The organism is Mycobacterium sp. PS03-16, assembly GCF_004570325.1.
Lineage (GTDB): Bacteria > Actinomycetota > Actinomycetes > Mycobacteriales > Mycobacteriaceae > Mycobacterium.
Genome location: NZ_SPQO01000010.1, coordinates 97,316 through 111,237 on the forward strand (window position 1 = coordinate 97,316; position 13,922 = coordinate 111,237).

The following is a 13,922-nucleotide window of genomic DNA, read 5'->3' on the forward strand; positions in this document are numbered from 1 at the left end:
GTCATGGCCGGTAGATGGCGCACGAAGACGATCGAGCAGTCGATCGCCGACACCGACGAACCGGGCACACGGCTCCGCAAGGATCTGACCTGGTGGGATCTCACGGTCTTCGGGGTGTCGGTGGTGATCGGCGCCGGTATCTTCACCATCACCGCCTCCACGGCCGGCAGCCTGACCGGGCCGGCCATCTCGATCTCGTTCATCATCGCCGCGATCGCGTGCGGGCTGGCCGCCCTGTGTTACGCGGAATTCGCCTCGACGGTGCCGGTGGCGGGCAGCGCGTACACGTTCTCCTACGCCACCTTCGGTGAGTTCATCGCCTGGATCATCGGATGGGACCTCATCCTCGAGTTCGCCGTCGCCGCGGCGGTGGTGGCCAAGGGGTGGTCGAGCTATCTCGGCACGGTGTTCGGGTTCGCCGGTGGCACCGCCGAATTCGGCGGGATCACGGTGGACTGGGGCGCGCTGCTCATCATCGTCGTGGTGACCGCACTGCTGGCCCGGGGCACCAAGCTGTCGGCGGAGGTCAGCCTCGTGATCACCGTGATCAAGGTCGCGGTGGTGCTGCTGGTGGTCGTGGTCGGCGCGTTCTACATCAAGGCCGCCAACTACTCACCGTTCATCCCGCCTGCCGAGGCCGGCGAGGGCGCCTCGGGATCCGAACAGTCCCTGTTCTCTCTTCTGACGGGTGCGGAAGGCAGCCACTACGGCTGGTACGGCCTGCTGGCCGGTGCGTCGATCGTGTTCTTCGCGTTCATCGGCTTCGACATCGTTGCGACCACCGCCGAGGAGACCAAGAACCCGCAGCGCGACGTGCCCCGCGGCATCCTGGGCTCGCTGGCGATCGTGACCGTGCTGTACGTGGCCGTCGCGGTCGTGCTGTCCGGCATGGTGTCTTATACGGAACTGCGCGACGCGGAGAGCCCGAACCTGGCGACGGCGTTCGCGGCCAACGGCGTCGACTGGGCGGCGACCGTCATCTCTGTGGGCGCGCTCGCCGGTCTGACGACCGTGGTGATCGTGTTGATGCTCGGCCAGACCCGGGTGTTGTTCGCGATGTCGCGCGACGGCCTGATGCCCCGTCAGCTCGCGAGGACCGGTGAGCACGGCACGCCGGTGCGCATCACGCTGATCGTCGGCGCGCTCGTCGCGATCGCGGCGTCGGTGTTCCCGATCGGCAAGCTCGAGGAAATGGTCAACATCGGCACGCTGTTCGCGTTCGTGCTGGTGTCGGCCGGCGTCTTGGTGCTGCGGCGAAACCGCCCCGATCTCAAGCGCGGGTTCAAGGTGCCGCTGGTGCCGCTGCTGCCGATCGCCGCGAACATCGCCTGCGTCTGGCTGATGCTCAACCTCACCGGGCTGACCTGGATCCGATTCCTGATCTGGATGGCCATCGGCGTGCTCGTCTACTTCGCCTACGGCCGCAGGCATTCGGTGCTCGGCCAGCGCGAGCGCGTCTGACCCCTGAAGCGAGTGGCCAGTTGTCGCACGCCTTTCGACCGTCGGCGTGCGATAACTGGCCATTCGTCGCCCAACGCCGTTTTACAAACGGAGGATCTTTGTCTAGACGAACGACAAATTTAGCTTTATAGTCAAGTCATCGCCGTGATGCCACTCACATGGAGGTGACCGTGACCGCACAGACCGACGCCGTCGACCCGCTGCTCTGGACCGATCGCAAGCGCTACCTGTGGCTGATGGGGTTGATCGCCCCGACCGCGCTGTTCGTGATGCTGCCGCTGGTGTGGGCGCTCAACCAGCAGGGCTGGCACGCCGCCGCGGCCGTGCCGTTCTGGATCGGCCCGATCCTGCTGTACGTCGTGCTGCCCGCGCTCGATCTGAGGTTCGGCCCGGACGGGCAGAATCCTCCCGAGGAGGTGATGGAGCGGTTGGAGAACGACCGCTACTACCGCTACTGCACCTACCTCTACATCCCATTCCAGTACGCGAGTGTCGTCCTGGGCGCCTACCTGTTCACCGCGACGGATCTGAGCTGGCTCGGTGTCGACGGCGGCCTCGGCTGGCCGGCCAAGATCGGCCTGGCGCTCTCGGTCGGCCTGCTCGGCGGGGTCGGGATCAACACCGCCCACGAGATGGGGCACAAGAAGGACTCGCTCGAGCGCTGGCTGGCCAAGATCACGCTGGCGCAGACCTGCTACGGCCACTTCTATGTCGAGCACAACCGCGGGCACCACGTCCGCGTCGCCACCCCGGAGGATCCCGCGTCGGCCCGCTTCGGCGAGACCGTCTGGGAGTTCATGCCGCGCAGCGTGATCGGCAGCCTGCGCTCGTCGTGGGAGCTCGAGGCCAAGCGGCTGGAGCGGGCGGGCAAGTCCACGTGGCACTGGTCGAACGACGTGCTCAACGCGTGGGCGATGTCGGTGGTGTTCTACGGCGCCCTGATCGCGATCTTCGGCTGGGCGCTGATCCCCTACATCGTGATCTCGGCGGTGTTCGGCTTCACGCTGCTGGAGACCGTGAACTATCTCGAGCACTACGGGCTGCTGCGTCGGCGGCTGGGCAACGGCCGCTACGAACGCTGCACGCCGGTGCACAGCTGGAACTCCGACCACATCGTGACCAACCTGTTCCTCTACCACCTGCAGCGGCACAGCGACCATCACGCCAACCCGACCCGGCGCTACCAGACGCTGCGCAGCATGGCCGGCGCGCCGAACCTGCCGAGCGGTTACGCCTCGATGATCGCGCTGACCTACGTGCCTGCGCTGTGGCGCAAGGTGATGGACCCCCGGGTGCTCGAGCACTACGACGGCGACATCACCCGGGTGAACATCCACCCGCGGGTGCGAGACAAGGTGCTGGCCGACTACGGCCCCACCGGAAACGCTCGCTGACCACGACGCGAGAGTCACCGCCGATCGAAGGGAAACCCCATGACCGACTACAAGCTGTTCGTCTGCGTGCAGTGCGGCTTCGAGTACGACGAGGCCAAGGGCTGGCCGGAGGACGGTATCGCCCCGGGCACCCGATAGGACGACATCCCCGACGACTGGAGCTGTCCGGACTGCGGCGCGGCCAAAGCCGACTTCGACATGGTGGAGATCGCACGCCCGTGACGGCGGCACGCGCGGCCGAAGACGATATCGTCGCGCGTGTGACCACCGGGCGCGACCGTCGCAGCGCGCAGCGCATGCCGTACGCCGAGGCGTCGAGGGTGCTGCTGCGCGACTCGATCCTTGACGGCATGCGCGACCTGCTGACCAGCCGCGACTGGTCGTCGATCACGCTGTCGGACGTCGCGAAGGCCGCGGGGATCAGCCGCCAGACCATCTACAACGAGTTCGGCTCGCGGCACGGCCTGGCGCAGGGGTACGCGCTCCGCCTGGCCGACCGGCTGGTCGACGCCGTCGACGACGCCATCGAGGGCAACGTCGGCGCGGTCCACGCCGCCTTCCTCGAGGGGTTCCGGGCGTTCTTCACCGAGTCGGCCGCCGATCCGCTGGTCATCTCCCTGCTGTCCGGGGACACCAAGCCCGATCTGCTGCAGATCATCACCACCGACAGCGGCCCGATCATCAGCCGGTGTTCGGAGCGGCTCACCGCGACGTTCCAGCACAGCTGGGTCAAGGCGAGCGACACCGACGCCGGCATCCTGGCCCGCGCGATCGTGCGCCTGGCCATGAGCTACGTGTCGATGCCCCCGGAGGCCGACCACGATGTGGCCGGTGACCTGGCCCGGCTGATGACGCCGTTCGCCGAGCGATACGGTGTGATCGAGCAGAATTAGCGGCGGCGATGAAGCACGCCGCGACGACTAATGTGTGTAACCGAGCTAAATGATGCGACGCGCGCACGAGAAGGAAACGTATAACCATGACCACGACTGAGCAGCGGATGACGGTCGATGTCCGCAACGGCATCGAGTACAAGGTCGCCGACCTGTCCCTGGCCGAGTTCGGCCGCAAGGAGATCCGCCTGGCCGAGCACGAGATGCCGGGCCTGATGGCACTGCGCCGCGAGTACCACGACGTGCAGCCGCTCAAAGGCGCCCGCATCTCGGGGTCCCTGCACATGACGGTGCAGACCGCGGTGCTGATCGAGACCCTGACGGCCCTCGGCGCTGACGTTCGATGGGCGTCCTGCAACATCTTCTCCACGCAGGACCACGCCGCCGCCGCGATCGTCGTCGGCCCCCACGGCACCCCCGAGGAGCCCAAGGGCACCCCGGTCTTCGCCTGGAAGGGTGAGACGCTCGAGGAGTACTGGTGGGCCGCCGAGCAGATGCTGACCTGGCCGAACGAGCCGGCCAACATGATTCTCGACGACGGCGGTGACGCCACCATGCTGGTGCTGCGCGGCGCCCAGTTCGAGAAGGCCGGCGTGGTCCCGCCCGCCGAAGACGACGATTCGGCCGAGTACAAGGTCTTCCTCAACCTGCTGCGGCAGCGGTTCGAGACCGACAAGACCAAGTGGAGCAAGATCGCCGAGTCGGTGCAGGGCGTCACCGAGGAGACCACCACCGGCGTGCTGCGGCTCTACCAGTTCGAGGCCGCCGGCGAGCTGCCGTTCCCCGCGATCAACGTCAACGACTCGGTCACCAAGAGCAAGTTCGACAACAAGTACGGCACCCGCCACTCGCTGATCGACGGCATCAACCGCGGCACCGACGTGCTGATCGGCGGTAAGAAGGTGCTGATCTGCGGCTACGGCGACGTGGGCAAGGGCTGCGCGGAGTCGCTGGCCGGCCAGGGCGCGCGCGTGCAGGTCACCGAGATCGACCCGATCAACGCGCTGCAGGCGCTGATGGACGGCTTCGACGTGGTGACCGTCGAGCAGGCGATCGGCAGCGCCGACATCGTGATCACCTCGACCGGCAACAAGGACATCATCACCCTCGACCACATGAAGGCGATGAAGAACCAGGCCATCCTGGGCAACATCGGCCACTTCGACAATGAGATCGACATGGCGGCCCTCGAGCGCTCGGGCGCCAAGCGGGTCAACATCAAGCCGCAGGTCGACGAGTGGACCTTCGAGGACGGCAAGGCGATCATCGTGCTGAGCGAGGGCCGCCTGCTCAACCTGGGCAACGCGACGGGCCACCCGTCGTTCGTGATGAGCAACAGCTTCTCCAACCAGGTGATCGCCCAGATCGAGCTGTGGACCAAGAACGACGAATACGACAACGCGGTGTACCGACTGGCCAAGCATCTCGACGAGAAGGTCGCGCGCATCCACGTCGAGGCGCTCGGTGGCACGCTGACCAAGCTCACCAAGGAGCAGGCGGAGTACATCAACGTCGACGTCGAGGGTCCGTACAAGCCGGAGCACTACCGGTACTGACCGATCGGTGAGTGAACGAGCCCCGGCACACGCGTCGTGTGCCGGGGCTCGTCTCATGGTGCCCCCGCGATCGAAAACGCTTGTGTCAGCGGCCGGATGCGCAGAAGCTCACCATGGCCGATGGCGTTTTGTTAACGTTCGCGGGTGGGTCGGGGGATTCGGGTACTCGTTACAGTCGTCGGTCTGATTGTCATCGCGGTCTCGGGCGCCGTACCCGCCGCGGCCGACGATCCGACCATCGACCACCACCATCCGTACTTCAACGAGGACGAGTACCAGGCGTTCTACACCCCGCCCGTCCCGCTGCCACCGGGCCGGCCCGGGGACGTGATTCGCAGCGAACCGTCGCGGCTGGTGCTCGAGCCGTCCGGCCAGTTGGGCATGATCATGGCCAACGGTACGCGAATCATGTACCGCAGCAACGATGCTCGCGGCAATCCGGTGGCGGTGACCGGCACCTACTTCGAGCCGCACAACCCGTGGCCGTTCGGCGGGCCGCGTCCGCTGATCGTCTACGGACCCGGCACGCAGGGCCAGGGCGACCAATGTGCGCCGTCCCGGCAGTTCAACCAGGGCATCCACTGGTCGCCCTACCTCGACATCGCCTTCAACTACGAGGAGCTGTTCGTCGCGACGATGGTCGCGCGCGGGTTCGCGATCGTGATGACCGACTACGAGGGCCTCGGGACTCCCGGACTGCACACCTACGTCAGCCGCGTCTCGCAGGGCCACGCCATGCTCGACGCGGCCCGCGCCGCCAAGCGGCTTCCGGGGACCTCGCTCAATCCCGATGGGCCCGTGGCGTTCTGGGGATACTCCCAGGGCGGGGGAGCGGCGGCGTCGGCGGCCGAGATGGCCGAGCAGTACGCGCCGGAGCTCGATCCGGTCGGCACCTACGCCGGGGCGCCGCCCGCAGACCTCAAGGCGCTCTTTCCGTTCGCCGACGGCAGCATGCTGGTGGGAGTCGTGGGATATGCATTGAACTCGGTGATGACCGCCTATCCCGAGCACGAAGCGGCGATCCGGGCCACCCTGACCCCGCGCGGCGCCGACATGCTGTTCAAGGTACGCGATCAGTGCATCGCGGAGACGATCACGAAGTTCATGTTCCGGCACCTGCAGCCCTACTTCAACGACGACATCAACGGCCTGGTGCAGCGCGAACCGTTCGTGTCGCTGTTCGAGGAGCAGAAGCTGGGGCGCTCGAAGCCGAATGCGCCGGTGCTGATCAACGCCAACCGATTCGACCCGCTGGTGCCCTGGGCGCCGGCGATGCAGCTCGGCCGCGACTGGTGCGCCCAGGGCGCCGATGTGGAGGCGCGGACCAACGAGCAGCCACCGTTCCTCAACAAGGCCGTGGTCAACCACGCGCTGCCGATGCTGGTCGACGGTGAACCGGCCATGCAGTGGATCGCCGACCGGTTCAAGGGAGTGCCGACGGCCCCGAACTGCGGGCGGTTCTGACCACGCGCGGTTCTTACGGCTCGGTGACCACCGTTTCGCGCTACGGACCCTCGGGTACTGGGAGCTCACAGTCGGTTGAGGAAGGGCGTGAGTGGGCGTGCACATCGGTGACGAGCAGACCTTGGATCAGACGGCGGGACTGGTGGCGCCGATCAACCTGATCTCGCACGCGACCCTGCGCACCGCGGTCGGCCGACTGCAGGAGCAGCGCGGAATCGCCGACGCGGACATCGCCTTTCGCGCCCTGCTGAGGGTCGCGATGCGCTACGGCGTCAAGCTGCGCCATCTGTCCGCGGCGGTCATCGCCACCGACACCCGTCCGCGCGACGCGGTGCGCGCTCCCGCACCTGCGCTGTCGTTCTCGCTGCGCGGCCGGGGCGAGGCGCCCAAGCGGGCCGACGTGCTCGCCGACCTGCTCACCACCGCGGTGGACCTGTTCGCCGCTCCCGCCGGTGCGGTGCAGTTGCGCGACGCCATGCACGGCGGGCTGTGCATCGAGAGCCACACCGGGGTCACCGAGCAGTTCCGCCAGCACTTCAGCTACCTCGAAGACGGCGGTTCGGCCGCCGCGCACGCCACCGCGCAGTGCGAGGTCACGCGGGTCGACGACGTGTCGATCTCGCCGCTCTACCGCCTCGCCGACATGGAGGTGCTGGCCGGCAGCGGTGTGCACGCCGAGATCGCGGTGCCGATGTGCGACGAGGACGGCCGCAACTGGGGTGCGGTGACGGTCATGTTCGGCACCCCGCATCCGCGGCTGGACCCGTTCGCGATCGAGATGCTGCACGGCCACGCCGACTCGTGTGCCCAGTGGCTGCGGTGGTACGACAGCGCGGTCATGCCCATGCTCGTCGATGCCGTACACGACGTGGCCGCGGCGCTGGCGGCGGAGAAGGGCGGCACGGCCGTCTCCGCGTGAGCCGTACCCGCCGCGCCGGGCGGGACGTGGTTACGCTCGCCGGGTGCTCATCGCGATCGAGGGTGTCGACGGCGCAGGCAAACGCACGCTGACCGACGGGCTGCGCGCCTCGTTCGAGGCGGCCGGCCGATCGGTCACCAGCCTCGCCTTCCCGCGCTACCACCAGTCGATCACCGCCGACCTGGCCGCCGAGGCCCTGCACGGCGGGCACGGTGACCTCGCCGAGTCGGTGTACGCGATGGCGGTGCTGTTCGCACTCGACCGTGCCGGCGCCCGCGAGCAGATCGGCGAGCTCACCGCCGCCCACGACATCGTGATCCTCGACCGCTACGTCGCCTCCAACGCCGCCTACAGCGCAGCGCGGCTGCACCAGGACGCGGGCGGGGAGGTGGTCGAATGGGTGCGGGCGCTCGAGTTCGACCGGCTGGCCCTGCCCGCACCGGACTGGCAGCTGCTGCTCGACGTGCCGACCGCGCTGGCGGCCGAACGCGCCGAGCGGCGCGCCGCCCAGGAAGCCGACCGCGCGCGCGACGCCTATGAGCGCGACGGGGGTCTGCAGCGGCGCACCGGTGAGGTGTACGCCGGACTGGCCGCCGCACACTGGTGCGGCCGCTGGTCGGTCGCCGGACCCGATGTCGAGCCGGCCGCGCTGGCGGCGACGCTCTTGGGGCGCTGAGCAGGGGACCCGCCGTCGTCCCCGTTGCGAAACGCCCAGCGTGGGAGCGGGGTTTTATCGCGATCTGGTGACACCATGGACACCATGAGGCAAAGGATTCTGGTTGTCGACGACGACCCGTCGCTGGCGGAGATGCTCACCATCGTCCTGCGCGGGGAGGGGTTCGACACCGCCGTCATCGGCGACGGCACCCAGGCGCTCACCGCCGTGCGGGAACTCCGGCCCGATCTGGTGTTGCTGGATCTGATGCTGCCGGGCATGAACGGGATCGACGTGTGCCGGGTGCTACGCGCCGACTCCGGTGTGCCGATCGTGATGCTGACCGCCAAGACCGACACCGTGGACGTGGTGCTCGGCCTGGAGTCCGGCGCCGACGACTACGTGATGAAGCCGTTCAAACCCAAGGAACTGGTGGCGCGGGTGCGGGCCCGGCTGCGGCGCAACGAGGACGAGCCGGCGGAGTTGCTGTCGATCGCCGATGTCGACATCGACGTGCCCGCCCACAAGGTGACCCGCCAGGGTGAGCAGATCTCACTGACCCCGCTGGAGTTCGACCTGCTGGTGGCGCTGGCACGCAAACCACGGCAGGTGTTTACTCGAGATGTGCTGCTCGAACAGGTGTGGGGTTACCGTCACCCCGCGGACACCCGTTTGGTGAACGTGCATGTCCAGCGGCTGCGGGCCAAGGTCGAGAAGGATCCGGAGAACCCGCAGGTGGTGTTGACCGTTCGAGGAGTGGGATACAAGGCCGGACCTCCGTGACGATCCACCGCCCGCGTGTGGTCGTCGCGCCGACCGCACGGCGGCGGTCGTGATCTGGGGGTCGCGCCGCCGCATCCACCGGCGTTCGGCGCCCCTGGTCCGCGGGCTGGGAGCGCTGGGCCGGGCGCTGAGCCTGGCGTGGCGCCGGTCCCTGCAGTTGCGGGTGGTGTCGCTGACGCTGGGCCTGTCGCTGGCCGTCATCCTGGTGCTCGGCTTCGTGCTGACCAGCCAGATCACCGACCGCATCCTCGAGGTCAAGGTCAAGGCCGCCACCGAGGAGATCGAACAGGCCCGCAACACCGTCGGCGGCATCGTCGGCGGTGAGGAGACCCGCTCGCTGGACAGCAGCCTGCAGCTCGCGCGCAACACCTTGATCGACCGCAAGGCCGACGCCGGGGCGGGACTGGCCGGCGCCTACGACGCGGTCCTCGTCGTGCCGGGGGACGGTCCACGCGCCGCCACCGCCGCAGGCCCCGTCGCCCAGATCCCGGAGTCCCTGCGTGACTTCGTGAAAGCCGGTCAGGTCAGCTACCAGTACGCGACCGTGACCACCGACGGGTTCACCGGTCCGGCGCTGATCGTCGGCAGCCCCACCACGTCGGCCACCTCGTCGGTGACCAATCTCGAGCTGTACCTGATCTTCCCGCTCAACAACGAGGAGTCGACGATCGCGCTGGTGCGCGGCACCATGGCCACCGGCGGCATCGTGCTGCTGGGGTTGCTCGCGGCGATCGCGCTGCTGGTGGCCCGGCAGATCGTGCTCCCGGTGCGGTCGGCGTCGCGGATCGCCGAACGCTTCGCCGAGGGGCACCTGACCGAACGGATGCCGGTGCGCGGCGAGGACGACATGGCGCGTCTGGCGGTGTCGTTCAACGACATGGCCGAGAGCCTGCACCGGCAGATCACCTCCCTCGAGGAGTTCGGTAACCTGCAGCGCCGGTTCACCTCCGACGTCTCCCACGAGTTGCGGACCCCGCTGACCACGGTGCGGATGGCCGCCGACCTGATCCACGACCACAGCGAGGAGCTCGACCCGGCGCTGCGCCGCTCGACGGAACTGATGGTCAGCGAACTCGACCGGTTCGAGACACTGCTCAACGACCTGCTCGAGATCTCCCGGCACGACGCCGGCGTCGCCGAACTGTCCGTCGAATCGGTGGACCTGCGCGACACCGTCCGAAGCGCGCTGGACAACGTCGGCCACCTCGCGCAGGAGGCCGACATCGAGCTCATCGTCGACCAGCCCGCCGACGAGGTGATCGCCGAGGTGGATTCCCGCCGGGTGGAACGCATCCTGCGCAACCTGATCGCCAACGCGATCGACCACGCCGAACACAAACCGGTGCGAATCCGGATGGCCGCCGACGAGGACACGGTGGCCGTGACGGTGCGCGATTACGGCGTGGGACTGCGGCCGGGCGAGGAGAAGCTCGTGTTCAGCCGGTTCTGGCGGTCGGACCCGTCGCGGGTGCGGCGCTCCGGCGGGACCGGGCTCGGACTGGCCATCAGCATCGAGGACGCCCGCCTGCACCAGGGGCGGCTCGAGGCGTGGGGTGAGCCCGGCAAGGGCGCCTGTTTCCGCCTGACGCTGCCGCTGGTGCGCGGACACAAGGTCACCACGAGTCCGTTGCCGCTCAAACCGATTGCGCCCGAGCGGGCGCCGCAGCGCTCGACGCGCGAACGGGAGCCGGCGGGGGAGACGGTGTGAGGCACGTACGGGTGGCCGCCTGGCTGCTGGCGCTGGCCATGGTCGTCGCGGGATGCGCCGGTGTGCCGAATTCCTCGGCGCCCCAGGCCATCGGGACGGTGGCACGGCCCGCGCCGCCGAGCCTGCCGAAACCGACCCCTGGCATGGATCCCGACGTGCTGCTGCGGGAGTTCCTCAAGGCCACCGCCGATCCCGCCAACCGGCACCTCGCCGCCCGGCAGTTCCTCACCGAATCCGCGTCGCAGGGGTGGGACGACGCCGGTAAGGCGTTGCTGATCGACCGGGTGGTGTTCGTCGAGACCCGGCAGCCCGAACGTGTGTCGGTGACGATGCGCGCCGACATCCTCGGCTCGCTGTCCGATATGGGGGTCTTCGAGACCGGTGAGGGCGCGCTGCCCGATCCCGGTCCCATCGAGCTGGTCAAGACCTCGGACGGCTGGCGTATCGACAAACTGCCCAACGGGGTGTTCCTGGACTGGCAGCAGTTCCAGGCCACCTACAAGCGCCACACCCTGTACTTCGTCGATCCCACCGGCACCACGGTGGTCCCCGACCCGCGCTATGTCGCGGTGTCCGATCCCGACCAGCTGGCCACCGAACTGGTGTCCAAGCTGATCGCCGGGCCGCGCCCCGAGATGGCCAACACGGTCCGCAACCTGGTCGGGGCGCCGCTGACGCTGCGCGGCCCGGTGACCCGCGCCGACGGCGGGAAGACCGGGATCGGTCGCGGGTACGGCGGCGCCCGTGTCGATCTGGAGAACCTGTCCACCACCGACCCGCACAGCAGGCAGCTGCTGGCCGCGCAGATCATCTGGACCCTCAACCGGGCCGGGATCAACGGGCCGTACGTGCTCAACGCCGACGGGGCACCGCTGGACGACCGGTTCGCCGACGGCTGGGAGACCTCCGACGTCGCGGCCACCGACCCGGGCGCCTTCGCCGGCGCCGCGGCGGGACTGCACGCGCTGATGGGCGGATCGCTGGTGTCGCTGGACGGTCAGCGCGCCCCCCGCATCCCGGGCTCGTTCGGACAGGCGCCCAACCAGGCGTCGGCTGCGATCTCGCGCAGCGGACAGGACGCCGCGTCGGTCGTGGTGCTGCGGCCCGGCGCGCCGGACGTGGCCTCGTCGCTGTGGATGGGGCCGCTGGGCGGGCCCGCCGGTCAGGCGTTGGAGGGCCGTAGCCTCACCCGGCCGAGCTGGTCGCTCGACGACGCGGTCTGGGTGGTGGTCGACGGCATCAACGTCGTGCGGGTCTTCCGCGACGCCTCCGGAGCGCCCGCCCGGATCCCGGTCGACTCGGCGCCGGTGGCGATGAAGTTCCCCGGTCCGATCACCGAACTGCAGCTGTCCCGTGACGGCACCCGGGCGGCCATGGTGGTCGCCGGAAAGGTCATCCTCGCGTCGGTGGAGCAGACGCCGGGCGGGCAGTTCGCGCTGACCTATCCGCGGCGCCTGGGCTTCGGCCTCGGCGACACCGCGGTCTCGCTGTCGTGGCGCACCGGCGACGACATCGTGGTCAGCCGCCGCGACCCGCAGCACCCGGTGTCCTATGTCAACCTCGACGGCGTCAACTCCGACGGGCCGAGCCGCAACCTCGCGATGCCGGTGACCACCGTGGCGGCCAGCCCGTCCACCGTGTACGTCGCTGACGCCCGCGGCGTGGTGCAGCTGTCGGCGTCGACCGCCGAGGGCGATCCGGTGTGGACCGAGGTGCGGCCGCTGATGGTCGCGGGCACGGTGCCGGTGCTGCCGGGCTGACGGCTCAGGAGTTACGCGTCGACGTCACGCCGGGGATCAGTCCCTCCCGGAACGCGTCGACGAACAGCCGGTGGTCCTGCCGCGCCACCGCGCCGTACTCGAGGCCGAACGTCACGATGTCCTCGACGAACTCGTCGATCCGGTCGCCGATCACCGCCGTGATCGCCTCCTCGGTCGAGAACTGCACCAGCGACTGGTCGCTGTCGGAGTCGCCGACGCAGTGCACCTTGGCCACCGCCCGCCCGAGCTGTTCGATGACCTCGCCCAGCTCGTCGGGTTCGGTCAACTCGCTCCAGTCGAGATCGGCTTCGTAGGGAGACAACTCGCTCACCACGAACCCGACGCCGTCGATGTCGGTGTAGCCCAGCAGCGGGTCGGCGTGAGCCTGCAATGCCCGCTGGGACACCGCGGTGCGGTGGCCGTGGTGCAGGAAGTAGTCGTGGACCGGGCGGTCGTCGACCACCCGGCTCGGTGCGGCGACGTTGCCCTGTTTCATCGACAGCACCGCGTCGTTGTCGAGCGCCTGGTTGAAGCCCTCGATCAGCACCGTGTAGGTGGGCAGGCCGGCGCTGCCGATGCCGTGTCCGGATTTTCCGACCACGTCCTTGATGTCGTAGGTGATCCCCTGGTAGCGCTTGGTCTCCGGGATCGTGGTGAGGTACCGGGCGAACGCCTCCTCCACCTTCGCGCGCTCCGCATCGCCGAGGCGGCGCACGCCGGCCGCCTGGCGGAACGAGCGGTCCCAGGTGTCGACCGTGGTCATCCGGTCGAGCATCTCCGAGCGGGTCGACAGCCGCGCGGTCTGCAGCGTGTCGAGCACCGCCCCGCGCGCGGTGGTGAGGTCCAGGGCGAACGACGCATCGTCGTCCACATCGACGAACCAGTGCACCTGGTCGACGTAGGCGCGTACGAACGTCTCGATGAGCCTGTGGATCTCGGCGTCCGAGAGCGCCTTCTGCCAGCACATCAGCGCGACGCTGGCGGCGAACCGCTGCAGGTCCCAGGTGAAGTGCCCGACGTAGGCCTCGTCGAAGTCGTTGACGTCGAAGATCAGCGCCCCGGCGCCGTCCATGTAGGTGCCGAAGTTCTCGGCGTGCAGATCACCCTGGATCCACACCCGGCTGGTGCGATCGTCGGCCCAGCGGTCCTCGCGGGCCGCGACGTCGGCGTAGAACACGCACGCGCTGCCCCGGTAGAACGCGAACGGCTCGGCGGCCATCTTGCGGAACTTGGTCCGGAACGCGTCGGGATCGGCGTCCATCAGTTCCTTGAAGGCCTTCACCAGACAGTCGACGAGGAAGGACTGCCGCTCGTTGTCCGCCATGGCTC

The 13,922-nt window shown here is 68.7% G+C and carries 11 protein-coding genes and 1 pseudogene; 11 read left to right on the forward strand and 1 reads right to left on the reverse strand.

The genetic code is table 11. The annotated features are described in order from the left end of the window. The first annotated feature begins 3 nt into the window (after nt 1–3). The 11 genes and pseudogenes from E4P42_RS11305 to lpqB all read left to right on the forward strand — a co-directional run bounded on the left by E4P42_RS11305 (nt 4) and on the right by lpqB (nt 12,593). Nucleotides 4–1,461 (forward strand): amino acid permease, encoded by a 1,458-nt coding sequence (locus tag E4P42_RS11305; protein WP_135126156.1) that lies wholly within the window; start codon nt 4–6, stop codon nt 1,459–1,461. 158 nt (nt 1,462–1,619) lie between these two features. Next, nucleotides 1,620–2,855: an alkane 1-monooxygenase gene (locus tag E4P42_RS11310; RefSeq protein ID WP_135126157.1), complete on the forward strand. Its 1,236-nt coding sequence runs from the start codon at nt 1,620–1,622 to the stop codon at nt 2,853–2,855. A gap of 39 nt (nt 2,856–2,894) precedes the next feature. Beyond that, nucleotides 2,895–3,077, forward strand: a pseudogene (locus E4P42_RS11315) (rubredoxin). A 74-nt stretch (nt 3,078–3,151) separates the two neighbouring features. Continuing rightward, entirely contained in the window at nt 3,152–3,748 is a 597-nt protein-coding gene (locus tag E4P42_RS11320) for a TetR family transcriptional regulator (protein ID WP_167759459.1), read from the forward strand. Between the two features lie 86 nt (nt 3,749–3,834). Continuing rightward, on the forward strand, nt 3,835–5,304 hold the full coding sequence (gene ahcY, locus E4P42_RS11325; protein ID WP_135126159.1) for an adenosylhomocysteinase: 1,470 nt from the start codon (nt 3,835–3,837) through the stop codon (nt 5,302–5,304). 237 nt (nt 5,305–5,541) lie between these two features. Continuing rightward, nucleotides 5,542–6,768, forward strand: a complete 1,227-nt coding sequence (locus E4P42_RS11330) for a lipase family protein (RefSeq protein WP_245233985.1) — start codon at nt 5,542–5,544, stop codon at nt 6,766–6,768. A gap of 91 nt (nt 6,769–6,859) precedes the next feature. After that, the gene (locus E4P42_RS11335; protein ID WP_135126160.1) at nt 6,860–7,687 is read left to right on the forward strand and encodes a GAF and ANTAR domain-containing protein; all 828 of its coding nucleotides are present in this window, start codon (nt 6,860–6,862) and stop codon (nt 7,685–7,687) included. 43 nt (nt 7,688–7,730) lie between these two features. After that, nucleotides 7,731–8,363, forward strand: a complete 633-nt coding sequence (locus tag E4P42_RS11340) for a dTMP kinase (RefSeq protein ID WP_135126161.1) — start codon at nt 7,731–7,733, stop codon at nt 8,361–8,363. A 75-nt stretch (nt 8,364–8,438) separates the two neighbouring features. Continuing rightward, nucleotides 8,439–9,125, forward strand: a complete 687-nt coding sequence (mtrA, locus tag E4P42_RS11345) for a two-component system response regulator MtrA (RefSeq protein WP_024448556.1) — start codon at nt 8,439–8,441, stop codon at nt 9,123–9,125. A gap of 49 nt (nt 9,126–9,174) precedes the next feature. After that, entirely contained in the window at nt 9,175–10,833 is a 1,659-nt protein-coding gene (gene mtrB, locus E4P42_RS11350) for an MtrAB system histidine kinase MtrB (protein WP_135126162.1), read from the forward strand. An 11-nt stretch (nt 10,834–10,844) separates the two neighbouring features. After that, nucleotides 10,845–12,593 (forward strand): MtrAB system accessory lipoprotein LpqB, encoded by a 1,749-nt coding sequence (gene lpqB, locus E4P42_RS11355; RefSeq protein WP_371287018.1) that lies wholly within the window; start codon nt 10,845–10,847, stop codon nt 12,591–12,593. Nucleotides 12,594–12,597: 4 nt separating this feature from the next. On the opposite strand, the gene E4P42_RS11360 is transcribed toward lpqB, so the two are convergent. Beyond that, nucleotides 12,598–13,917: a DUF2252 domain-containing protein gene (locus E4P42_RS11360; protein WP_135126164.1), complete on the reverse strand. Its 1,320-nt coding sequence runs from the start codon at nt 13,915–13,917 to the stop codon at nt 12,598–12,600. Between the last annotated feature and the right edge of the window lie 5 nt (nt 13,918–13,922).

Excerpts from the sequence above, each read along its gene's own strand:
- E4P42_RS11320 (WP_167759459.1), top strand. The coding sequence starts at position 3,152 with ATGCCGTACGCCGAGGCGTCGAGGGTGCTGCTGCGCGACTCGATCCTT.
- E4P42_RS11360 (WP_135126164.1), bottom strand. The coding sequence starts at position 13,917 with ATGGCGGACAACGAGCGGCAGTCCTTCCTCGTCGACTGTCTGGTGAAG.
- E4P42_RS11305 (WP_135126156.1), top strand. The coding sequence starts at position 4 with ATGGCCGGTAGATGGCGCACGAAGACGATCGAGCAGTCGATCGCCGAC.
- mtrA (WP_024448556.1), top strand. The coding sequence starts at position 8,439 with ATGGACACCATGAGGCAAAGGATTCTGGTTGTCGACGACGACCCGTCG.
- ahcY (WP_135126159.1), top strand. The coding sequence starts at position 3,835 with ATGACCACGACTGAGCAGCGGATGACGGTCGATGTCCGCAACGGCATC.
- E4P42_RS11310 (WP_135126157.1), top strand. The coding sequence starts at position 1,620 with ATGGAGGTGACCGTGACCGCACAGACCGACGCCGTCGACCCGCTGCTC.